The sequence below is a fragment of the Luteimonas huabeiensis HB2 genome, assembly GCF_000559025.1.
In the GTDB taxonomy this organism is placed as follows: Bacteria; Pseudomonadota; Gammaproteobacteria; order Xanthomonadales; family Xanthomonadaceae; genus Luteimonas; species Luteimonas huabeiensis.
The window spans coordinates 157,895-181,566 of record NZ_JAAN01000014.1 but is presented as its reverse complement, the minus strand read 5'-3'; the positions used below and the strand labels follow the sequence as shown (position 1 = coordinate 181,566).

12 protein-coding genes are annotated in these 23,672 nt (G+C 59.6%); 9 read left to right on the top strand and 3 right to left on the bottom strand.

Annotated elements, in window-relative coordinates; all coding sequences use genetic code 11:
* The first annotated feature begins 2 nt into the window (after positions 1-2).
* Together traD and Z164_RS0104865 are read left to right on the top strand one after the other, a co-directional pair.
* A complete protein-coding gene (traD, locus tag Z164_RS0104870; RefSeq protein ID WP_024889613.1) occupies positions 3-2,159 on the top strand; it encodes a type IV conjugative transfer system coupling protein TraD in 2,157 nt (718 codons plus the stop codon).
* The gene (locus Z164_RS0104865) at positions 2,156-2,905 is read left to right on the top strand and encodes a TIGR03747 family integrating conjugative element membrane protein (protein WP_024889612.1); all 750 of its coding nucleotides are present in this window, start codon (positions 2,156-2,158) and stop codon (positions 2,903-2,905) included. The genes traD and Z164_RS0104865 overlap by 4 nt, the downstream gene beginning before the upstream one ends.
* On the opposite strand, the gene Z164_RS0104860 is transcribed toward Z164_RS0104865, so the two are convergent.
* The 3 genes from Z164_RS0104860 to Z164_RS0104850 form a co-directional block, all read right to left on the bottom strand.
* Positions 2,902-4,320, bottom strand: a complete 1,419-nt coding sequence (locus Z164_RS0104860) for a UvrD-helicase domain-containing protein (protein ID WP_024889611.1) — start codon at positions 4,318-4,320, stop codon at positions 2,902-2,904. The genes Z164_RS0104865 and Z164_RS0104860 overlap by 4 nt on opposite strands.
* Complete coding sequence (locus Z164_RS0104855) at positions 4,307-6,040, bottom strand: ATP-dependent nuclease (protein WP_024889610.1); 1,734 nt, start codon at positions 6,038-6,040, stop codon at positions 4,307-4,309. The genes Z164_RS0104860 and Z164_RS0104855 overlap by 14 nt, the downstream gene beginning before the upstream one ends.
* A 93-nt stretch (positions 6,041-6,133) precedes the next feature.
* Positions 6,134-6,484 (bottom strand): helix-turn-helix domain-containing protein, encoded by a 351-nt coding sequence (locus Z164_RS0104850; RefSeq protein WP_024889609.1) that lies wholly within the window; start codon positions 6,482-6,484, stop codon positions 6,134-6,136.
* A 111-nt stretch (positions 6,485-6,595) separates the two neighbouring features.
* Between Z164_RS0104850 and mads1 the strand changes: the two genes are divergently transcribed.
* From mads1 to mads8, 7 genes are read left to right on the top strand one after another with little or no spacing between them, the layout of a single operon-like run.
* Positions 6,596-6,847 carry a methylation-associated defense system helix-turn-helix domain-containing protein MAD1 gene (gene mads1 / locus Z164_RS0104845; RefSeq protein ID WP_223819789.1) on the top strand — a complete coding sequence of 84 codons (252 nt, stop codon included), beginning with the start codon at positions 6,596-6,598 and terminating at the stop codon, positions 6,845-6,847.
* 28 nt (positions 6,848-6,875) lie between these two features.
* Positions 6,876-8,879 (top strand): methylation-associated defense system DNA methyltransferase MAD2, encoded by a 2,004-nt coding sequence (mads2, locus tag Z164_RS0104840; protein WP_024889607.1) that lies wholly within the window; start codon positions 6,876-6,878, stop codon positions 8,877-8,879.
* Positions 8,876-10,894 (top strand): methylation-associated defense system DNA methyltransferase MAD2, encoded by a 2,019-nt coding sequence (gene mads2, locus Z164_RS0104835; protein ID WP_024889606.1) that lies wholly within the window; start codon positions 8,876-8,878, stop codon positions 10,892-10,894. Before mads2 (Z164_RS0104840) ends, mads2 (Z164_RS0104835) begins: the two co-directional genes overlap by 4 nt.
* The gene (gene mads5, locus Z164_RS21750) at positions 10,891-12,285 is read left to right on the top strand and encodes a methylation-associated defense system restriction endonuclease subunit S MAD5 (protein ID WP_081770069.1); all 1,395 of its coding nucleotides are present in this window, start codon (positions 10,891-10,893) and stop codon (positions 12,283-12,285) included. The genes mads2 (Z164_RS0104835) and mads5 overlap by 4 nt, the downstream gene beginning before the upstream one ends.
* Entirely contained in the window at positions 12,285-16,442 is a 4,158-nt protein-coding gene (gene mads6 / locus Z164_RS0104825) for a methylation-associated defense system protein kinase MAD6 (protein ID WP_024889605.1), read from the top strand. The genes mads5 and mads6 overlap by 1 nt, the downstream gene beginning before the upstream one ends.
* Positions 16,381-18,069, top strand: coding sequence for a methylation-associated defense system protein MAD7 (gene mads7, locus Z164_RS0104820; RefSeq protein ID WP_201769569.1), 1,689 nt, complete (start codon positions 16,381-16,383; stop codon positions 18,067-18,069). The genes mads6 and mads7 overlap by 62 nt, the downstream gene beginning before the upstream one ends.
* Complete coding sequence (mads8, locus tag Z164_RS0104815) at positions 18,066-23,525, top strand: methylation-associated defense system ATP-binding protein MAD8 (protein ID WP_024889603.1); 5,460 nt, start codon at positions 18,066-18,068, stop codon at positions 23,523-23,525. Before mads7 ends, mads8 begins: the two co-directional genes overlap by 4 nt.
* The last annotated feature ends 147 nt before the right edge of the window (positions 23,526-23,672 follow it).

Genomic DNA, 23,672 nt, shown 5'->3' with positions numbered 1-23,672 from the left:
CGATGGCCCAGCCGCACGCCGTCGAAGTCCTGCTGCGGCCAGCGGTGGAGCTATACACCGTTGCCGTATGCGCAGGCGCCGCGGTGGTGTGCGTGGTGGCACCGTGGTCGCTCGCGTTGAATCCGGTACTCGGCCTCGGCAGCGCGCTGGCCTTCCTGGCCTTCGGCGCGATTCGCCTGCGCGACGCCTGGGCCATCCTGCGGTACCGCCGCCACATCCGTCGTCTGCCTCGCTACGTGATGACGAGCCGTGACGTGCCAGTGAGCCAGTACCGTCTGTTCGTTGGGCGTGGCTTCCGCTGGGAGCAACGACACACCCATCGGCTGACGCAGACCTACAAGCCCGAGTTCCGGCGCTACGCCGAACCGACGACGTTCTACCGCCTGGCGCGCCGCCTGGAGGAGCGGCTGGAGTTCGCGCCGCCGCCGCTGCCTAGGCTGGCGCGGGCACTGGCCTGGGACAACCCGCTCAACCCGGTCCGGCCTTTGCCGCCAGTGGGTGGCATGCCGCGCCTGCATGGCATCGAGCCGCACGAGACCGACGTCACCCTGCCGCTGGGCGAGCGTGTGGGCCACACCCTGGTGCTCGGTACCACGCGCGTGGGCAAGACGCGCCTGGCCGAACTGTTCATCACGCAGGACATCCGCCGCAAGGTCCATGGCGAGCACGAGGTGGTGATCGTCTTCGATCCCAAGGGCGATGCCGATCTGCTCAAGCGCATGTATGTCGAGGCCAGGCGAGCCGGACGCGAGGGCGAAATGTACGTGTTCCACCTGGGCTGGCCCGACATCTCGGCACGCTACAACGCCGTGGGCCGGTTCGGGCGCATCTCGGAGGTCGCCACGCGCGTTGCGGGGCAGCTTTCCGGCGAGGGCAACAGCGCCGCGTTCCGCGAGTTCGCCTGGCGCTTCGTCAACATCATCGCGCGCGCCCTAGTGGAACTGGGGCAGCGGCCAGACTACCTGCTGATCCAGCGCCATGTCGTCAACATCGACGCGCTGTTCATCGAGTACGCCCAGCACTTCTTCGCCCGAACCGAGCCCAAGGCCTGGGAGGTGATCGTCCAGCTCGAAGGACGCCTCAACGACAAGACCATCCCGCGCCACATGGTCGGGCGAGAAAAGCGGGTGGTGGCACTGGAGCAGTACCTGTCGCAGACGCGAACCTATGACGCGGTGCTCGACGGCCTGCGCTCCGCGGTGCGCTACGACCGCACCTACTTCGACAAGATCGTCGCCTCGCTGTTGCCGCTGCTGGAGAAGCTCACCACCGGCAAGATCGCGCAACTGCTCGCGCCGAACTATTCCGACCTGTCCGACCCGCGCCCGATCTTCGACTGGATGCAGATCATCAGGAAGCGGGCCGTGGTCTATGTGGGACTGGATGCGCTGTCCGACGCCGAAGTGGCGGCGGCCGTCGGCAACAGCATGTTCAGCGACCTGGTGTCGGTAGCGGGGCACATCTACAAGCACGGCATCGACGATGGCTTGCCTGGAGCATCGGCCAATGCCAAGGTCGCCATCAATGTCCATGCGGACGAGTTCAACGAACTGATGGGCGATGAGTTCATCCCGCTCATCAACAAGGGTGGCGGTGCAGGCATGCAGGTCACGGCCTATACGCAGACGCTCTCGGACATCGAGGCGCGCATCGGCAATCGCGCCAAGGCCGGCCAGGTCATCGGCAACTTCAACAACCTGTTTATGCTGCGGGTGCGCGAGACCGCCACCGCCGAACTGCTGACACGACAACTGCCGAAGGTGGAGGTCTACACCACCACGCTGGTCAGCGGCGCCACCGACAGTTCCGACATCCACGGTCCGACCGACTTCACCAGCAACGCGCAGGACCGCATCAGCACGTCGAGCGTGCCACTCATCGAGCCTGCGCACGTGGTCGGCCTGCCCAAGGGGCAGTGTTTCGCCCTCATCGAAGGCGGTAACCTGTGGAAGGTCCGCATGCCGTTGCCTGCGCCCGATCCGGACGAAGCCATGCCCCGGGACCTGCAACAACTGGCCGGCTACATGCGCCAGCACTACGCCGAGGCGGGGGAATGGTGGGAGGGCAACGGGCTGCCCCGGTCGCACGACGACGCGTTGCCAGCGGATCTGGCCGAGGAAGTGCAAGAAGGCACGCCGGATGAAGAGGCGCCATCGTGAAAGAGCCCGCCGCGACCGCCGAGCGACAGCAGGCACGCCAGCGCGGCCTGGTCGCCAGCGTGGTCACGCTGCCATGGCGCCTGTTCGGCGTGTTGGTCGCCTCGCTGCTGCTGTCCATCGTCATCGAATGCGTCGGCATGCACCTGTTCTGGCCCGACCAGGGCTGGCGCCACGCGCAGGGCATGCTCGACTACGAACTGAACCAGCTCTCCACCCATTTCACCCGGAGCGCCGTTGTGCAGGAGCCGGGACGCACCGCGCGCTGGCTGGTGGAGAGCACCTACGAGTGGGTTTTCGTGAAGACGGGCTTGTTGGACTGGATGCGCGACGCCTCGGCGCAGGCTAGCGCACCTAGCCGAGGCGTGCACCGGGACTTCCGCTATTACCTCGCCCAGGTCTATGTCTGGACCGAGCGCTATCTGATTGCCGCCGGCTTCACCGTCCTGACATTCATCGTCCGCCTGCTGGTCTTGGTGCTCACGCTGCCGCTGTTCCTGCTCGCGGCCTTCGTCGGCCTGGTCGATGGACTGGTTCGCCGCGACATCCGCAAGTTCGGCGCGGGGCGGGAATCGGGCTTCGTCTACCACCGGGCGAAGGCGGCCTTGATGCCGCTGGCGGTGTTGCCGTGGGTGACCTACCTGGCGTTACCGGTGTCATTGCACCCTTTGATGATTCTGCTGCCTGCGGCGTTTCTGCTGGGACTGGCGGTGAACATCGTGGCGGCGAGCTTCAAGAAGTACATTTAGCCGATTGTTGGACCAGGACTACACACTACGACCTTCATCGACCCACGGGTCATGGCGACGTAAAGGTTCTGTGCGCTCATACCCTCGATATTTAGCAGCACCGCGACTTCGGCTTCCAGCCCCTTGAGCAACAGCGTGCTGCCGACGGCGCGTTTTGGTAGCGGGCGCCCCAACAGCCGGTTCTCTTCCCGCACGCGCCGGGCCGCTTCTGCCAGAGGGACGGCCCCCGACGAGGCTTCCCGGAGCGCCTTAAGCATCCCGTAGAGGATGACCGGCCGATGCACACGTACGTTCGGCAGTGCCCGCAGTTCCGACAACAGCGCGGCGGCCGCAGCGAGAGAGGGCGCGCGCCCGAACGCCAGTGCGCGGCTTTCTGCCTCGTTCGGAGGATTCCTTGCAGTTCCCTTTGCCAACGACTCCAGGCGCCGCGTCAACTCCGCCACGCCCACATTGGTCATAACGCTCTGCGCCAGCGCCAGTAACTGCGCGAGAGCATTCGGTGCCCCCGCATCAAAGTTGCTAGCGAAGGCGATGAGGTCTTGCAGATCGACGGCCTCGACCGTCGAAGCGCCCGGCGTCTGGCTCGCAAAGTTCTGCTGTGCTGCTCGGTTGCGGCTATCGGCGATGATGAGCACGCGCCCGTCAGCGGTTGGCGATGCCGTCCTCGCAGCGGCTAGGCGCTGGGCATGGTCGTTGGGTGGTACGGCCTGCATCCAGGTCACATGCTCCGGTGGCCCACTACGCAGATCCACCGACTGCCCTGCCGCCAACAACCGGCGGGCCTCCAACAACCATTGTCCCAGCGCTTCCGCGCCGGCGTTGCGCCATCGCCAGGGCGTTGCCAGTTCCCCGACGACAGGAAAATGCGCGCACACGTGCTGGTTCCAGTCGGCCAGCGTATTGCCCCGGAACCCGAAGATCGCCTGCATGGGGTCGCCCAGCACGCAGGTCGGCAGGATCAACGAGAGGAAATAGACGATGTAGTGCTGAGGCACCGAACAATCCTGGTACTCATCCACGATCAGATGCGCATACGAGGCTTTCAGCACCTCACTGACGTGCCCGGCCTGCAGGAGCTTCCAGGCGGCGTCGCGGATAGCCGGGTAGTCCCGCGCAGGTGCAGCCAGCCGCAGAATCTCTGGATCGTGGGCGCTGCGGCCCGGAAAGGTCGAGATGAGCCGGATAGCCCAGCCATCGATCGTGCTCAATCGATAGGCGCTGGCTGGCACACCGGCGCGGTCCAGCCGGCCACGCAAGGCCGCGACCCCGGCATTCGTGTGTGTCAGCACGAGAATGGGCTTGTTGCCCCGATGACCGGCAAGCGCGTGGGCAATCAGCTGTGTCTTGCCGCAGCCGGCCGGTGCGGTGACGGTTCCGCGTTGGATTGCACGAAGGTCGATTTCAACGTGGTCCATCAGTGGCCCACCCGAATACCTGGTCCATCAGAGCGCGGAATCCCTGATCGCAAAGATGCAGGTCCGGTGCAACGATGGTCCTCGCCACGTCCTCCATCCACGAGATTTGCTTGAACCAGCCAGCTTTTCGGATGCGCGCCGCCTGACCAAGAATGGCCCTGCGTTCGGCCGACAGGAGGCCGGTGTTCTGGATCTCGTCCCAGATCTGCTGGAAGGTGAGCGTGTTGTTCGAGACAGTGCGCAGGTGTTCGACGATCAGGTCGCCATGCAATTCGTTGGCGTAGCCGATCAGCCTCTGGCAGGCAACCGGCGTGAGACTTCCGAACAGCTCGTCCTCCAGCGCACGGCCCGCGCGGTAGGCGACGACGGTGCCACCGTTCTCGACAAAAGCCTGCTCGACCGCAGGTGTGGGCTTCTTGTCGTCGTCGCGCAGCACCATCACCCGGTAGCCCAGAGACTGGAATGCGGAGGCGCGCGCATACGGTCGATCCGGCTCCCCGCCACCGCAGTCGACGAGCGCCACGCCCAATGCAGCCAGTGACGCATTCCTCTGGTCAAGCCTGTATAAGTCCAGCCCGCGCAGCAGGCCTATCTCGCTGGCTCCCTCGCACACGACCACGGAGCCAGCCAGAAAGGCCTCGGGATAGAGGCGGATCGTGCTCTGGATGTCATTGTCGGCGCCGACCAGGCGAGCCTCATGGCCGAGGGGGCCGCGGCGCAATACGAAGAGCTGGTCGCCCGACAGTTCTCTCAGCGCCACGGGTGAGTGGGTGGTGAGGAACACCTGCAGCGGAGCAGCGGCCTCCTTGGCTCCGAGGGAGCCCAAGAACCTCGCGATGCGGTGCGGCTCCAGCCCGTACTCCAGTTCGTCCGAGAGCACGATTGACGCCTGACCGGCCGCCTTGCGCTGTAGGCCAGCGACAAGCAGACGCGTGGACCCGACGCCCAGGCTGCGAAGCGGGATGCCGCTTTCGTTGTGCAGGGAGATGGTGCCGCCACCGAACGACACCGAATGCGAATCCAGCAGCGCCTTGGCCTTGGCGCCGATGTTGACGCCCAGCTCCTGAGCAGTGGTGGTGACGATCCCCAGCGCTTCTCCCAACTGTTGTTCGGCCTGGTCTCCGAAGCCACTCCGCGCATCTCTGGCGGCCTTGACGAGGGCGGCCGAAGCGTCGGCTCGCTCTTCCGAGATGCGGTTCAGTACCGAGCCGCGCTGCCATCCCAGGTTGAAGTCCGTCAGCGCGCCGATGCGAGTGGGCGCCAGGGCGACGCGATCCTTCCATGCGAGCGTCTTGACGATGCCTTGCTGTGCGGCGCGGTCGGAGACGAGGGTCCACGAGGGCTCCAGGTCACTGGCGACCGTCAGGTTCAGGCAGAGCACAACCTCCGCGCCGGCAGAGGGCTCGTCTTCGACGACGCCAGTGTTGGCGTGGTATCCGCGCAGGAATGCACCAAAGCCCTCCAGCGTCCTCATGCTGTCATCGAGGTCGCCGAGCGTCAGCGTGATGCTGATTGGGGTTGTGATGTCCAGGCCGAAGAAGTCCGCATCCGAGAACTGGACATTGCGTCTGGCCCCCAGACATAGGTCGATCGCGTCCAGCACCGTGGACTTGCCGCTGTCGCCCGGACCGATCAGGCAGTTGATGCCAGGCGTCGGGCACCAGGTCAGCAGCTGGATGCCGCGGAAGTTGGCGATCTGGATTTTTCTGATTCGTGCCATGCGTATCCCCCGCGCATTGAAGCCGCTCCCACTGAAATCGCAACACCTCACTATCCACTCGGGCCGCCTGCTGCAGGCCTCCTGCCCAGTTCTCTACTTGGTAGGGCGAGACAGCGACTCGGCAAGCTCCAACAACTTTGCGACGTCCTCTGCGGGCAATGACGCCTCCTTGAGGTATCGCACTAAAGCCATCGCTTCAGGCTGCGTGTGCAAGTAGTCGACGACTTCAGGGTCAGTCGAAGGCGATAGGCGGAACAACACGTCGGGATCTGCCGCCAGCACCTTCGCTAGAGCTTTGATGACCTCAGGCCTAGGCGGAGACTCCTTACCACGCTCGATACGGCTCAAGTAGGCCGGCGAAATGCCGACTAAGCCTGCCGCCTCGCGTAAGCCAAGGCTCTGTGCCACCCGAAGGTCGCGAATCGTCTCTCCAAAGCTACTCATACCGCGCATCCTACCTCAGGTGTTTAGTGTTGTGCAACACTTAACACGCTTAGTAGACTACTCCATTGTTTGGTAAAGTTTGCTCTTTCCTGCCGATCTTGGGCCAGGACCATGCCGGCCAATCTGCCCACGTCGTCACTTTTCAGGAGCGAACAGATGCTTGGGGAAGAAGTGTTCACGGTTAAAGAGGTCGCCACGCTCTTAAAGGTCGGCGAGAAGACGGTCTACTCCATGGCCCAGGCTGGAGAACTACCTGCGTTCAAGGTGCGAGGTCAGTGGCGATTCGCCCGAAAGGACATCGATACATGGATAGAGCAGCAGAAACACACAACCCATGATTTCGGCGAGGAAGACCAGAAATGACCCCAGCCTCGGTGAGCGGAGTTTTTATATGAGCAGAAAGAAGAACAAGCAGGCCGAGAACACCATCCCAGCTGGATACACGCTCGACTACGTTTCCGGCAGACAGATCAAGGAAACGAAGAAAGAGCTCGTTCGGCAGCGGGTAGTTCGTGCCCTGATCCATGAATACGGATTCTCTCCGGAAGACATGGAGTTGGATTTCTCCATTGGCGGGCGCAAGAAGGTGGATGTGGCCATCTTCCACCACGGCAAGGACCACACAATTGAGAATCTCAGCCGCGCAGTGATTTGCCGCCAAGAACCGAACGTCGGCAAAAATGCCATGCGCATCCGCGATTACGAGCAGGCCGCCAAAGACCTCGAAGAGATCGAAACCATCATGCGCGAGGTCGATGCCGTTCAGTACGGCTTGTGGACCAACGGCCTGGAGTTCTTCTTTGTCGAGAAAGAGCAAAAGCGCTTCGAAACCAAGTGCAACCCCATCGGCGACTGGCCGATGGCCGAAGAGTCGGTCGGCACTAAGGAGGTCATCTCCGATGCCCATACCCGTGTCGCCGACAACGAGATGCTGAAGATCACCTTCCGGCGTTGCCACAACTTCATTCATGGCAACGAGGGCATGCCCAAGGACGCCGCCTTCTGGCAATTCCTGTACCTAATATTCTGCAAGATGCACGACGAGAACCTGCGTGCCAAGCAGCGGCAGGCCTGGCAGCGCCGTTTCTGGGCTGGACCCAAGGAGCAGTTCGAGCCACAAGGGCGCAAAGCCATCCGCGTCCGGATCGAGGAGCTCTTCACCGAGGTCAAGAAGCAGTACAAGAATATTTTCCGAGGCAACGAGGAGATCACTCTCTCCGACCGGGCGCTGGCCTTTATCGTTTCGGAACTGGCCAAGTACGACTTCACCCGAACTGACGTCGATGCCAAGGGCGTGGCCTACCAGGAGCTAGTTGGCGTTAACCTGCGTGGCGACCGGGGCCAGTATTTCACTCCTAGAGGCGTCGTGAAGCTGGTCATTGAGATGCTCGACCCCAAAGAGACCGAGACTCTGCTGGACCCGGCCTGTGGCACCGGCGGCTTCTTGGTCGCGACCCTGGGGCACATGCTGAAGAAGTTCCGCGAAGAGCAAAACATCCAGGCCGGAAACGAGAACACCACCGAGTTCCTGAACATCCACGAACGGCTGAAAGAGTATGCCGCCGCCAATGTCTTCGGCACCGACTTCGACCCGTTCCTGATCCGCGCCGCTCAGATGAACATGGTGCTGGCGGGCGATGGCCGTGGACATATCTACAACATCAACTCATTGGAGTTTCCGCTGGGGCATCTAGCCGACCTGCCCAGCGTCAAGAAGGAGATCCCGCTGGCGTCGGTGGATATCATCGCCACCAACCCTCCCTTCGGCTCCGACATCCCGATTACGGACAAGCACATTCTGGAGCAGTACGAGCTGGCTCATGGCTGGGAGCCGGACGGCGAAGGCGGGTTCCGCAACACCGGCGTCCTCAAGGGCAGCGTTGCCCCCGAAATTCTCTTTATCGAGCGCTGCATCAAGTGGCTCAAGCCGGGAACCGGCCGCATGGGCATCGTTCTTCCCGACGGAGTTCTTGGCAATCCGGCCGCGGAATACATCCGCTGGTGGATCATGCGCGAAACGCAGGTGCTTGCTTCCGTCGACCTGCCGGTAGAAGCCTTCATTGCCGAAGCCAACGTCAACATCCTCACCAGCTTGCTGTTCCTGCGCCGCAAGGACGACCAGGAGAAGCATCGCGAGGCCCTAGGTCGTGCCGAGGAATACCCAGTCTTCATGGCCGTTGCCGACAAGGTTGGCTTCGACCGCCGTGGTAACAAACTCTACAAGCGCACCCCGGACGGCGAAGAGATTGTCGAGCCCAAGCAGCATATCGAGCGCATCCGTATCGGCGGGCGCTTCGTGGAACGGACCCTGACCCGCAGTGAAAAGATCGAGGACAACGATCTGCCGGTCATCGCTGAGAAGTACCGCGAATTTCTCAAGGAGCAGAACGGGTGAGCGATCAAGACGACATCATCGAGACCCCGCAGGATGCTGCCGAAGAGAGCGGCCCGGATAACTTTTTCATCGACATCCTGACCGGCAACAAGGAAAGCGCCTCGGCCAAGAAGCTGCTGGTGCAGAAAGTTCTGCGCCAGCTCATCGAGAGCTATGGCTTTGACCGAAACGATCTGGAGGTCAACTACAACCCGCAGATCCCCGGCCAGGGGCGCAAGCGCATCGACATCGCGATTTTCCGCCCCGATGCCGAGCACAATAACGACAACCTGCAGCGGATCATCGTCTGCAAAAATCAGAAAAAGCGAGACAAGCTCCGCTCCATTGCCGAGGCCGACGCCGACCTGCGCGAGCTCAAGGAGCTGCTGGAACTGATCCCGGGCGCGACGCTGGGCATGTGGACCAACGGTCAAGAAGAGTTCCTGTTCCAGGTCGAGCGCACCCGTTTTGAAGTCCGGCCCAAACCGCTGGGTGTCTGGCCGGTTCCGGGCGAACGCACCTCCGATCTCGATCGCACCGGCGGTGTCATTCAGGTCAGCGCCGAAGCGGAAGATCTGGAAGACGCCCTGATGCGCTGCCGTCAATATCTGAACCGGAATCTTGGTCTCGATCACAAGGATTCCTTCAAGCAGTTGGCCGTGCTGATGCTGGCCAAGATCCATGACGAGACCCTGCCCACCGGTGGGCGCAAGTTCTGGATCAGGGGTGACGAGCCTTTCACCGAGGCGGGCCAACAGGCCATTGCCCAGCGCATCACCGAATCCATTGCCGCCGCCAAGGCCTGGCAACCGAACCTGCTGACCCGTGGCTGGGATCTGACGCTGGAACCCCACGAGACCGCCCGCGTGGTCATGGAGCTGGCCCGTTACTCACTGAGCGAAACCCAGCCACGTTACCGTACCGAGGCCTTCCGTGCGGTTGCCCGCAGCGTGATGGACGGCCGCGAGGGCCGCTACCCTACGCCGCTCAACGTGGCCGAAATGGCGGTGGAGATGCTCGACCCGCAACCCGGCGAACGCATCATGGACTGCTCCAGCGGCACCGGCACCTTCCTGGCCATGACCGCTGCGCACATCTTCAGGAAAAAGCTGGCGGCCGTGGGCACGACGCCTGAAGAGGCCACCAACGAACAGATCCGCCAGGCGCAAAACGAAACCGCCGCCTGGGCGGCCAGCAATGCCCTCGGCTGCGACATTGATCCCTTCCTGGCCGTGGCCAGCCGCATGAACCTGCTGTTCACCACCGGCAATCCCGGTCGTGTGTTCCGCATCGATGCTCGCACCTTCCCGGACGGCGATCTGGATGGCATTGAGGCCGCTCGCCCGGCCATGCCGCTAGGCAGCATGGATATGGTTCTGCTCAACCCCTGGTTCTCGACACAAGACACGGTCAGCGACACCTCCATCCTGGAGCGCTACGACCTGGGCAACAACTGGGAGCGCGACGAAGAAGGTGGATTCCGCAACACCGGCAATCTAAACATCGGCGGTGTGCCGCCCGAGGTGCTATTTATCGAACGCGCCCTGCAATGGGTGAAGCCTGGCACCGGCCGCGTGGGCATCCTGTTGCCCGATGGTTTGCTGGGCAATCCGGGCGATGAGCACGTGCGCTGGTGGATTCTGCGCCACTGCGAGGTCCTGGCCTCGGTTGACCTGCCGGTGGAGCCGTTCAAGGTCACGGTGAAGGAATATGGCCTGACGCCCGCCTTGCCCAGTCTCCTGGTACTGCGCCGCCGCAGCCAGGAAGAGCTCATCAATACCGAACACCCGGAATACAAGGTCTTCATGGCCGTGGTGGACCGGGCTGGTGTCGACGCCCGGGGCAATCTCCTGTTCCAGCGAGCCCCCGATGGAGAGGAACTGGTTTTCGATGAGGAAGTGATCGAGCGGGTTCGAGAAGGTGGTGAAGTAGAAATCCGCCGGACCACACGTCGCAACCGCCGCGTTCATGACGAGCTGCCGCTGGTGGCAGAGAAATACAAGGAATTCCGCGCAACCGGCGAGGTGACGTTATGAGCAGAAAATTCCAGGTAAAAGCTGTGCCAAGTTCTTGGCTGGAGCACAATGGCCGTCGCTTGGACTGCGGGCCTTATATGTCTGGCGCTATAGAAGCTGCCGAACTAATGAGGCAGTTCAGCGTAGAACCACTTGAGAGCCTTACAAAAGACATATTTCATGCAGGCAGAGAGGGCAGACAGTATGTTCTGGATGCTCAGCATGGTGTTCCCTTTATGGGAAGCACAGATATTTTGGCTTTCGACCTCACGTACCAACCCCTGCTTTCCAAGAAGCAGGTAAACAGAAACCCACAGTTCACCATACGGAAAGGCTGGACGCTGATTACTCGTTCAGGTACGACAGGGAGGATGGCGTTTGCTCGCGAGAGCATGGATGGCATGGCCTGCTCTGAGCACGTAATGCGGATAGTTCCCGACGCGAATAAAGTGCCAGAAGGCTACATCTTTGCTTATCTGTCATCTCGCTTTGGAATTCCTCTTGTTGTCTCTGGCACTTACGGCTCGATAATTCAAAGTATAGAACCACACCATGTTAGCAACTTGCCTGTGCCACGATTAGGAGAAGTAGAGTCTGTTGCAGACCGGTTAATCCAGCGCTCTGGAAGCCTTCTTAGTAACAGTCAAGCAAAGCTTAACGAAGCTACGGAACTCTATTTTGATTCTGTTGGGCTTTCAGATATTAATCCAACGGAGTGGCACTCGTGGGGTAGCGATCTTGGATTTGCCACCCCTGTAAGTTCGAAGTCTTTGCGGGCTTTAAACTTTAATCCTCGATTCGAGCGGCTTTGCTCGCAAATTAAAGAAGGACAGCATAAGTTGCTTGGCGAATTATGCCTTGAAGGAACATTGCGCCGGGGCAATATATTCAAGCGAATTGATGCAGCTCCAGAACACTCGTATCAACTGGTTGGCCAGAAACAAATTTTTTGGCTGCGACCAGAAGGTCGCTGGATTTCTAAAGCATCCGTTCGCGAGGAAGTTCTCGTTTCCGATGGAACGATTCTGGTGGCCGCTCAAGGAACGCTTGGTGAGGGAGAGCTATTCTGCCGTGCCGAGTTTATAACTGGAAGTACGCTGGAGAGGGCCTATTCGGAGCACTTCCTACGAGTCATTGCCGACGAGTCGCAGATCGAACGGGGGGCGCTGTTTGCATTTATGCGTTCAGAAACGGCATTCCGTATGCTTCGCTCCGCCTCGACAGGAAGCAAACTCCAAGATTTTCACTATGCAGTTTTGCCGTCTTTACCGATCCCTTACCCAGAACAGGCGGTCCGCAAGAAGTGCCATGACTTGGTCATGGAGGCTTATGAGGCCCGCGATGAGGCCATAAGGTTCGAAGACGAAGCCCGTTCCCTCGTCGAGCGCACCATTGAGGAGGGGGCTCGCTAATGGCAAAAGTCATACCCATCGGGCAGCCCGCGAACGAATCTGAACGCCAGGCCATCGGCTTCCTTCGGGATCATCTGCCCGATGGTTGGTTGATCTTCCACAACTTCGAGATGCGCCAAGGCCAGGAGGTATTCGAGATCGACATCGCCATCCTCGCGCCTCACGCGGTGTATCTGGTGGATGTCAAAGGGACGCGGGGCAACATCGATGTGTATGGCTCCAAGTGGTATCCGCAGGGGCGGCAACCGTTTCACTCGCCCCTCGCGAAGCTTCGTCACCACGCGAAGGTGATGGCCAGCTTCATCCGCGATAGCAATCCCGGACAGATCGAGCTGCGCAAGGCTCATGTCCATGCCGCCGTGTTGCTTACTGCCGATGACGCCACCGTGTTCGATCAGGCGGGCATCGACAGCCCGGACGTGACCGACTTCAAGCACTGCCTGAAATACTTCCGCGACGCGAGCCGCATTCCTGACAACCGGCTGGATAACATCACCCGCTTCCACTCCCAGATCGCCAAGGCGATCACCGGCAACGCCAAGCCCAAGAGCGCGGCGCTGGTGTTCCGCGACTGGCAGGTGGAAGAGAAGCTGGGCGGCACCGACCGCTACACCGAGTACCGCGCCAAACACAACCTGTTGGGCAAGAGCGGCGGCATGGCCCGCCTGCGGGTCTACCAGGCTGACCCGTACCAGGACGAGGCCGCCCGCAAGGAAGAGTTCAAGAAGATCAGCAACGCCTATCGCGCCGTGGCACACATGCCGACCCACGCCAATGTGCTGGCGGTGAAGGATCTGTTCGTCTCCGACGATGAAGACAAGGTGGTGCTGGTCACTGAGGATCTGCCTGGCCAGGCCCTGCGCCTGCACATCAACAAGGTCTCGATGGCGCTGACCTTCGATCAGAAGCTCCAAGTGATGCGCGACGTGCTGTCGGCCCTGGACCATGCGCACCGGCATGAGGTGATCCACCGCAACCTGACCCCGGACGCCATTCTGCTGACCAAGGGCGGCCAGGCCCGGGTAACCGATTTCGATTTCGCCAGGGTGGGCAAGAACCGCACCTCTACCATCGCCGATCAGGTGGTGGATGATCTGGATGCTACCTACCAGGCTCCAGAGTGCTTTAAGGACCCGACCCAGGCCAGCATTGCCTCCGACCTCTATGCCGCCGGGCTGATCTTTTTTGAACTGCTGACCGGCGAGCTGCCCTTTGAAAGCGTCGACCAGATGATGGAGGCCGACGGCAAGTTCCCCATCAAGCCCTCGGAGCACAAGCCGGACCTGCCCAAGGGGATCGACGAGTGGTTGCAGAAGTTCTGCGAGTTTGACCCGGAGGAACGGCACACGAGCGCAGCCATCGCTCGCAAGGCCCTGGATGATCTGATTCTGCCTGAGGCCAAGAACGACTCAGGCCCGGATGTGAGCGGCCCGGCCGTGGTTGTGCCACAGCTCCCAGATAACCTGATGAACTTGCCGCAGGATTTCATCCTGGCGGATCGCTTCCGCATTCAGAAGAAGCTGGGCAGCGGCGGCTTCGGCGTCGCCTACAAGGTGTTCGATTCCCTGGGCGATGTGGTGCGCGTCATCAAACTGGTGACCAAGGACCGCCGCAGCGTGTACGAACGGCTGCGCCGCGAGTACAAGACCCTGACCAATCTCCCCGAACATCCGCATGTGGTGAAGGTGATCTGGGCGGATCGCATGGCCGATGCCAAGCAGACGCCTTACATTGTCTTTGAGTATGTGGAAGGTTTGGATGTTTCCGATCTGATCGATGCCGAGGCGTTGTCGCTGGATGATGCCGTACGCATCGTGCGCGAGGCCGCCGAGGGGCTGGCCCATCTCCACAAGCACGGCGTTTACCATCAGGACGTCAAGCCCTCCAATCTGCTTTGGACGGACAAAGGCGTCCGCATCATCGATTTCAACGTCGCGGTCTCCGAGAACGATGAGGTTCAAGGTGGTGGCGGCACGCGCCGTTACCTGCCGCCGGATTACGACTACTCCTCCGAGCCGGATGCTTCGGATCGAATGGATCGTGACCTCTATGCCTTGGGCATCTCCTTCTATGAGTGCCTGACCGGCAAGTATCCATTCGACGATCCCACGCCGCCGATCAAGACTCAGCCCAGGGACCCCAAGCAGTTCAAAGGCTGCGCCGACCTCAGCTCGTCGCTGGTCAATGTGCTGGCGAAGATGATCGCGCCGGAGCGCAAGGATCGTTTTGCGTCGGCGGAGGAGTTCTTGATTGCCCTGGCCGAGGTCAAGCGCCTGCGCTCGGTGCTGACGACCGGCGAGATTGGTGCCGGACCCAAGGTGGTGTCCAAGCTGGGTTTCGAGCCGACCAAGCCCAACACCAACCCCTTTGTAACCCACCTGCTGACGCTCTATAGCCAGAGCCAGGTGTCCAACGCAGGCACCCGTGGCCTCGACGAAGTTGGCAAGGCCACCTACGTGTCGACTTATCTGGACGAAAAGCTCAAGCCCGCGCTGCTCAAGGGCGAGTTCCGTTTGGTCATCATCAGCGGTAACGCCGGCGACGGCAAGACGGCCTTCATCCAGCAGTTCGAGGCCTTTGCCGAGAGCAAGGGCGCACAGATACAGCGCGGCGCGAACGGGGCTGTGTTCCAGCTCAAGGGGCATACCTACCAAAGCAACTACGACGGCAGCCAGGATGAAGGCGACGAGCGCAACGATGCCGTGCTTCAGAAGTTCTTCGCTCCCTTCGCGGGCAAGGATGCCTCCGGCTGGCCCGAGAATCAGACCCGCCTAATCGCCATCAACGAGGGACGGCTGGTCGACTTCTTCCTTGAGCATGAAGAAGAGTTCCCGTTGCTTGCCAAGCAGATCCAGCAGGGCTTGGCCGGAGCTGCTCCGGAAGGTGGTATCGCAGTTATCAACCTCAACCTGCGCTCGGTGGTCGCCGAACCCGAGGAAGGTCAGCCTTCGATTCTGGAGCGACTGATCGCCCGCATGACGCAGCAGGAATACTGGCAGGCATGCGACAAGTGCGATCTCAAGGGCAAATGCTACGCCTATCACAACGCCCGGACCTTCCAGGACCCGGTTGCCGGTCCCAAGGTGATCGAGCGCCTGAAGATGCTCTACACCATTACGCACCTGCGCGGCCGACTGCACATCACCATGCGCGACCTTCGTTCGGCGCTGGCCTTCATGCTGGTAGGCACCCAGGATTGCGACGGCATTCACCACCTCTATCAGAACGGCGGAGAAGAAACCCAGAATCGCATCCTTGACGGTTTCTATTTCAACTCGTGGCTTGGCGGGGCGGAAGGATCCAATGACCGGCTGATTGCCTTGCTGCGCGAAATTGACGTTGCCGAAGTCAGCAATCCCGATCTGGACCGCGAGCTTGGCTTCCTCAATCCCAAGACCAAGGCCATGAGCCGCTTCTCGTTCGCGGAGCGGGCTGGGTATGACGATGAACTTGTGGCAACGCTGTTCCGCAATCTGCCTCGCGATTACTCGTCGAAGAACCGTGATCGACTGATCGCCAAGCACCGCAATTATCTATCGCATATGCGCCGTCGCCATTTCTTTGAGCGACGCGACACCGGCTGGAAGGAGATGCTGCCATATGGAAGCATCGATCCCTTCCTGGATGCCATTGAGCAGCCGGGAGCGAAAAGCGCAGATGAGGTTACGGCCATTCTTCGAGCCATCAACCGGGGCGAAGGTCTGAGCGATCCGGCGCGTTTGGGCAACCAGTTGGCGCTGCGTGTTCGCCAGGTGGATAAGGGCACCATCCGCAGTTACCGTCTCTTTGACGGCGACCATTTCACGCTCCGCACCGAGCAGGAAACAGCGGCTCATCCTTTCCTTGAATGCCTGTCTCAGGCGCTGGTGCTGCTTTACGACTCCGGCGACGGGCACAAGGCCAGCCTGCGCATCAATCTTGATATCTATGAAATGCTGATGCGGCTCAACAACGGCTACCGTCCCAGCATCGAGGAACAGGAAGGTTTCCTGTTAAGTCTGGCGGTATTTAAAAACCTGTTATCTGCTGCACTCTATCAAGAAGTTCTGCTGACGGAAAATGGGCTCCGGTTCTACCAGATAAACAGAAAAGAGGATGGCGTATTGGCATTGGGTGTTTCTGAAAAGGGGGCTGAATATCATGTCAATCAAGGGTAGAGACAAGGAATTCAGAACACCTAAGGTCAGTTATTTGCATTGGCAGCACACGGAAATGGATCGTGTGCTGACCATGCTATTTCCTCGCCTCAAATTCAATGGCTATGGCAGTCGCAAGCCGCCACGCGCAAATATTTTGCAGCCAGAAGAATTTGCAGATGAAATGATGCTGTCCGAAGAGGTTAAGCAGTATTTTGAGGGCTTTGACGAACATCCATCCATTGTCCACAAGTGGGTAGAGACCGAACTTCTTGATGTGGTAAATCGGGGCAAGTCGAATCAGGCTGTCGCCTCTCCGCGCCCGCTTCATGGAGAGACCTATAAGTTTCGAAATGCAAAGCACTGCCGTGACTATGGGGCAGCCGAGCAGATTTATTGGATGCTCTACTATGCCCGCAAAGGCAAGGGCCAGGCCGCCCGAGACACGCTAAAACGCTTCTTTTTCCCTGGGATTGACCATGTAACCGGCAGGCATGAATCCGGCACGGTCGTCGATGTAGAAACCCAAGCGCTACTTCGCTTCGACTCCCAAGTTACTCAGGACACACAGGACTCCAAGGAGCCAGAGCGCTTTCCACCACTTCTGATCGATCAGGCCGACATCATGGCCGACGACATTCTGCGGCTACTGGCCTATGAGCCCTATATTCCTCGCTCGGTGCTGGTGGATTACCTCAAGACCCTGATGGCATTCCATCTGGCGCTCTACCACCTCAAGTTGTTGCAGATACTGCCCAAGCTGGTGAAGCAGCGCTCGGACAATGCGCTGGAGAGTTCACCTGATCCCGTGGCGCTGGTCGTGGATATGGGGGACGTCAACAATCCGCATATGGTCGAGCTGGCTCGCAAGTCCACTGACCGGCTCTATCGCCAAATTCCTGCCTTTGTGCAGGCCAATTTCGTCGTCAAGAAGCTCGATGAGATGGCGGAATACCTGAGCAAGAAGACGGGCAAGCTGGCTACTCCAGGGGGCGGCGTGTTCACCGTCGGCGATCTGGTTTCTCTACTGAAGCCCGAGCACGACGCCGAGCTCCAAGCCTACTTCAAGTTCCGCCTGGCCAGCCTGATCGAGGAATCGACCTCTGGAAACGAGGACATCGATCCGGAGATCCGGGAAGTCACCGCCATGGGCCTTGGTGAGTTCGAATCCTTCATCGAAATCCTTATGGCATATCGCGGCAAGTATCACCGCCAGTACATCACTGAGTGCCTGGACTCACTGCTGCTGAAGAACAAGGAGAACGGCCTGCTGGCCCAATCCCGAACCAAGGGAAGTCCTCGGCGGTTTGTGCTGGGAAGCAAGCTTCTTGAAGTGCTCCTTCAGGTGGCTGTGCTCACTCAGGATGACGGGCGTTTCGTGACCCGCGAGGTTCGCATCGAGGAGTTGCTGGCCTTTTTGAGAAGCCGCTACGGCCTTCACATCGACCGGCTGCCGGAAGGAGCACAGGCCAACAGCAGCATCCTCGACAGACGCGCCCTGCGCCTCAACCTCGAAGCCTTCAAGCGTCGCCTGCGTGAAATCGGGTTCTACGAGGACCTGTCGGATGCCTACGTGACCCAGAAGGTATCGCCCCGCTATGCGATTGAGAGAAATGACGGAACAGATAAAAACGGGAGGCACGCATGAGTAATGCGTTCACCAAGCTTTCCCAGGATAAGTTGAACGCGGCGGTCGCTTGTCTGCTGTGCCCCCGTATCGAAGCGATCCTGGGTGACCGTGGCCCAGGCCACTGCATGCGGGTCACCGATCTCGATGACGAGGTAATGGAGTCGGTCTGCAAGGAACTACGTCGGACCCGGCCCGACGGAAACATCTTTATCCTCGGCAGCCATGATCAGGAGGGCCAGCCCTTCCGAGTCACTTCCACCAAACTGGTGGAGTTGCGCAACCCGGACGCGAACGGCGAGCTGCGTCAGCCGTTGCTGGTCTTCATACCGACTTCGCTTCGCACCAGCGCCGAGGACTCTTTCGGTGTGGCGACCTTCGAGGAGCTGACCTTCGCCGGTATCTACGAGGACCTTATCGACTCGCTGCTTGATCGGCTCCCGACAACACTGGTTGGCCATGCTCGCGATCTTCTGGGCATCCTCACCGAGGAGGAGTGGCTGTTTGCCGACCATGTTTCCCGCGTGCGGTACCTCCTCACTGCGCTCGAAAACGGGATTGATGGAGAAACCCTCGGGGCCAGCCTGTATGAATTGACGTTGATTCCAGACTTCAAGCTCTTTGCTGATCCCGGCATGGTCAATGGCAAGATTCGCCGTAACCTCGGCAGCGTCCGCAGTCTGATGGCCTCGCACAAGTCGGTTCGTGGTCGTATCGCCGATCTGGGACTCAGCGACAAGGCATTGGAGTCGCGACTATTCACCTACTTTGAAAAGTACGATGTCCAGGAGCCCGAATCCTGGACGCCGCCCATCGCGACCGACAAGAGCTGGTGGAGCATTTCTTTCGACAAATGGACGTTCCAGGAAGAGCTTTCGCTGGACAAGGTCCTGCTGACAGTGCTGGAGACCGACTTGCCGGTCGTTCAGGAGGATGAGACCGACGACCAACTCTCCGGCCTCATCGGGCAACAGGTTCTGGTGCCGAACGACCGCCGCAAAATGAACGTGGTGTTCGAGGTTAGCCCTCACCCCGGCAAGGTCAGCGGGCTTGATCATTTTACGGTTCAGATCATTTCGCAGAACGACGGCCCGGTAGGAAAATCTAAAAAAGTCAAGGCCTGGACGCCGAACCGCCTGCAGTGCACGACCAACTTGGCCAAGCTCAATAAGATCGAATTCGAGGAAGGATGGCATTTCATCCGTGTAATGCCTTGGACGGCCGATGGCGATCCGATTCCGCTGGAAGCGGATTCCGCCTCCGAGGGCGCAAGACGTTCCTACGAGAGCGAACCTTTCTACGTCCTGCCCGGTGGCAACATCGAGGAAGAACCACCCCAACGCGCCATACCCATTGAGCAGAGCCTGGAGCATGCGCGTTTCCGGCTGCAACTGACTGCCCTGGGCGATGAACGCGATCCCGATGATATCGCCATCAGTGGTGTCGCCTGGGCCGAGGGCGGTCGTTCCAAGAAGACCTCTCGCCAGGAAACCCTACACGCAAAATTCGGTCGTGAGGGCGCGGTTCAGATTCCGCTTTCGCGTATGCTCAAAACCATCGAGCAGCGCGTCTTGGCGGAGCCTAAGCACCCGTCAGGCTGGCGAATGCAGATCAATCTGGATACCGCTGAGCCGCCTTCCGAGGTTGGACTCACGCTGCCATCTTCCGCCGCGATGGCTTCCTTCTTGGCTGCCCGCGAAGAGTTTTTTGCAGCAGTGCGCAAAGACACTGCCGAGCTGATCATGCAGGGGCTTTCGTTCCGCGACTCGGAAAGGGAATGCCTCGCGTATGCTGAAAGCTACCTTGACTTGGTCAGGAACCTCATCCGTCAGGCCGAGACGACTTCTGGTGCCGAGCGTCAGCAACACTTGCAAGCGCTCAAAAATGTGCTGGCCGTCGATTCCATTCATGTCATCTTGACCGACTTCGGTGGAAGGCACCGGGAGGCTGTTTTGGTCTCCCCAACCCATCCGCTTCGTGCCTTGTGGCTGAGCAGTTGGGTCGCCCTGGGTAAGGATTGGATTGAGAAGATCAAGTCAGGCGGAAAGGATCACATTCCTCACGTCCGTTCCGCGCTGTTGGATGGCCTTGTGCCCTCTGCCTATCCGGTCGGTATTCCCGTCGAGGATGGCCGCATCTTCACTCCGGTGGACAACCTGAATGCTTTCTGGGCGCTCTACGCCCCGACGACCGAGGAAAATTCCCGTGGTCTGATGGCGGAAATCTGTTCAGCGCTCGGCTTGGCCGAGCCCTCTGCGGCGGGATCAGATATTTCCGGACAAGTCATTGCGGACAAGATCGAGCGCTATCTCTCTCAGCATCCCTATGTTCGAGAGTTATCACTGAACATCTTCAACCCTGGTGCCGGATCGGTGATTGCGGAGGCTCTGCTATCGCTCCAGCAGAAGCGCGAGCATGCCGATTTGCGCTATGACGTGCGGCTCTTTACCACCGATCCCGACTCACCTGTTTTGGGCGAGGCTCTTGAGTCGATGGTCCGTCCCGGAGCCACGGTAAACGAGGCCGCCGACGCATTTGCGACCTCAACGGGCAGCCATCTGTTCTCCAAACTGAACTTGGCCAAGCACCCCCTGAATGAATTCCATGCAAATTCCAAGGAGTTCCCGGCCCACATCAGTGTTCTTCTGGATGTGTTTCCCGCCGAGGAGCTTTCCATTGCAGAGAAGCCGATGGGCGTGACCCCACTGCATGGGCTGATACAGGACTTTGACACTGAATTCGTTGATGACGATTCGGGAACCTTCTGGAACAAGCGGCCGATTGTCGGGCGCTCCCTCGGCGCGGACAACCATGCGGCGTGCTTCGATTTGCTGTCGTCCCTGAGCCGACACCTCTGCTTTGCTACCTCAGCGGTTGCTGCTTCTGGTGCCAGCTTCAAAGCTGTGCCTGTGGTGACCCTTGGCCTCGATGTGGCCCAACGAGAACTGATCTACGAGGTTCACCAGATCAGCGATTGGGTGTTCACCATCGACCGAAATATGGGGATTGAGTTCTTCGACCACGGCGGCCGGAAGAACAGACCGGACTATCTGATTGACTATGTGCCGGGAGCCAGCTCCCAGGCGACACACAACCTGATCATCTCGTCGCGCTCGAACGATGAACTGGAGGCGATGCTGAAGCCGGTGCTGCTTGAGCATGGCTTGTCCGCCGACGGCGAGCAGTCGGTTCAGATCCTGGCAAATCTGCGGTCGCTGTCCGGTCAACTAGCGCTCAAGCTGATTTCTGCTCGCACACAACAGGCGGAGGCACTTGGTCTGGCTTTGGCTCGGCTCTACCTCGAATATCAGGGCGCATTGAGCAATCAGGTCATTGTGCCGTTGGATGCGCACACGGACCTTTACCGCTCAAGCGGTGAGTCAGACGATGTCAATGATGCAATCAGTCTGCAACGCACCGACTTGGGATTGTTCGACTTGGATTTGAACACCAGAACGATCACTTGCAACCTGGTCGAGGTGAAATGCTATTCGCAAGTGGGCGACTTTGCGGCCTTCAACCAACTGAAGGAGCGGATTTCCGCCCAGATCAATCAGAGCGAGCGCATCCTCCAGCGCCACTTTGACCCGGCCTTGAAGAAGCCCGACCGGCCGGATAGGTTGCTCAAGAGCCGGGAGTTGGCTCAGATCCTTCGTTTCTATCTAGAGCGCTCACTACGTTACGGGATCTTTGATGCGACTGCTGCGCAGGAAGCACGAGGGCTACTTGAATCCATCGAGCAGGGCTACTCGCTTCAGTTCAGACGCTGCGCCCTGATCTTCGACTTCGACAAGACCGGAACCGAGGCCCCCGACAACGAGGTTGGCATTGAATTCCACCGCATCGGTAAGGATCTCATTCGCGCCTTACTGGAGAACTGCCGCAAGCCTGTTTCCGTCGAGATTGAGGAAGAACCGACCACACACCTTCTTAGCGAGCAGTTCATACCGAACGTGCCAAAACTTGAGACAGCGGCCTTTATCGCACCCAAGAGAGCGCGGTCAACGTCCTGGACGGTGGATGAGCTCTGGGACGATGATCCGGAGGTACCAATCACCGCGCCAGCACCCCCGGCCGCAGAGGGAGCACCTGCGCCTACTCACCAAGAGGCAGAAGAACAGGCGAGCCCTGTCGAGCCAACCCCTCCGTCTTCTATCGCTTCGGAAGTCGAAAAGGATGACGAACAACCTGCCGTGGCTGCCGTACCGGAAGCGCATGCTGAACCAGAGCATGGAGGGCACCCGGCGTCCGAGCCTGTGCCTCAAGCAGAGGCCTGCTATGACATCATGCTCGGCGTCAATGGCGACTCGCCTCAGTACGGATTACTCGGAGAGGTCTCCGGTAGAAAGGTCGCGCTAGATCTCAACCACACCCACACGATCAGTCTCTTTGGGGTTCAAGGCGGCGGCAAGAGCTACACACTTGGAACGGTGATCGAGATGGCCTCCATGCCGTTCCAGCATATCAACGTGCTGCCAAGCCCGCTTGCCACGGTCATCTTCCATTACAGCCCGACGCAGGATTATGCGCCGGAGTTTACCTCGATGATCAATTCGAACTCGGTGGATGAGGAGATTCGCGTCCTTCGCGAACGTTACAAGGCCAACCCAGAAGCGCTGAAAGATGTGCTGATTCTTACCCCTGCGAACAAGGTGGATGATCGCCGGGCCGAATACCCGGATATCGAGGTTAAGCCGATTGCTTTCTCTGCCTCCGAGCTTAAGGCCACCCACTGGAAATTCCTGATGGGTGCGATTGGCAGCCAGAGCATGTACATGCGCCAAATCAATCTCATAATGAGGGGGCTGCGCGACAACCTGACCTTGGACGCCCTACGAGCAGGCATTGATAACTCTGGCCTGTCCGATCACCTGAAGGAGCTGGCCCAGACGCGCCTGCTGTTCGCCAGTGAATACATCAACGATAACCAACGGCTTCAAGACCTGATTCGTCCGGGCCGCTTGATCATTGTGGATCTGCGTGACGAGTACATTGAAAAGGATGAAGCGCTCGGTCTGTTCGTGGTGATGTTGCAGATTTTCTCGGAAGCCACTTACCAAGGAGGCGCCTTTAACAAGCTCGTGGTATTTGACGAAGCCCACAAGTACATAGAGAACGATGATCTAGTTTCCGGATTGGTTGAAGTGGTTCGGGAAATGCGACATAAAGGCACCAGCATCATGGTCGCGTCCCAAGACCCGCCATCGGTTCCCGTTTCTCTAATTGAGCTGTCCTCACAGATCATCATGCACAAGTTCAACTCACCAGCCTGGCTTAAGCATATCCAGAAGGCCAATGCCGCCCTCGGAGAGTTGACTTCCGAGAAAATGAGTCACCTCGGTGCAGGCGAAGCCTATGTTTGGTCAAGCAAGGCCTCAGATGACTCGTTCACCCGCGGCGCAGTGAGAATCAAATGCCGTCCACGCATCACCCAGCATGGCGGCAGCACAAAGACGGCAGTTGCTAACCAGCAATAGCAATGCGAGCAGGCCTCACCAATCTGAACAAAACGAAGGCGACCTCCACCAAATGAGAACTCCCTTCCTGTGGGAGTGAGTTAGGCACTTTAGCCCCCTCCTGGAACCCATTTAAGGACGGGGTGCGGCTCTCCTGCTCCCGCACCC

Excerpts from the sequence above, each read along its gene's own strand:
- mads1 (WP_223819789.1), top strand. The coding sequence starts at position 6,596 with ATGCCGGCCAATCTGCCCACGTCGTCACTTTTCAGGAGCGAACAGATG.
- mads2 (WP_024889607.1), top strand. The coding sequence starts at position 6,876 with ATGAGCAGAAAGAAGAACAAGCAGGCCGAGAACACCATCCCAGCTGGA.
- mads5 (WP_081770069.1), top strand. The coding sequence starts at position 10,891 with ATGAGCAGAAAATTCCAGGTAAAAGCTGTGCCAAGTTCTTGGCTGGAG.
- Z164_RS0104860 (WP_024889611.1), bottom strand. The coding sequence starts at position 4,320 with ATGGACCACGTTGAAATCGACCTTCGTGCAATCCAACGCGGAACCGTC.
- Z164_RS0104855 (WP_024889610.1), bottom strand. The coding sequence starts at position 6,040 with ATGGCACGAATCAGAAAAATCCAGATCGCCAACTTCCGCGGCATCCAG.
- Z164_RS0104850 (WP_024889609.1), bottom strand. The coding sequence starts at position 6,484 with ATGAGTAGCTTTGGAGAGACGATTCGCGACCTTCGGGTGGCACAGAGC.
- mads8 (WP_024889603.1), top strand. The coding sequence starts at position 18,066 with ATGAGTAATGCGTTCACCAAGCTTTCCCAGGATAAGTTGAACGCGGCG.
- traD (WP_024889613.1), top strand. The coding sequence starts at position 3 with ATGGCCCAGCCGCACGCCGTCGAAGTCCTGCTGCGGCCAGCGGTGGAG.
- mads7 (WP_201769569.1), top strand. The coding sequence starts at position 16,381 with ATGGCGTATTGGCATTGGGTGTTTCTGAAAAGGGGGCTGAATATCATG.
- mads6 (WP_024889605.1), top strand. The coding sequence starts at position 12,285 with ATGGCAAAAGTCATACCCATCGGGCAGCCCGCGAACGAATCTGAACGC.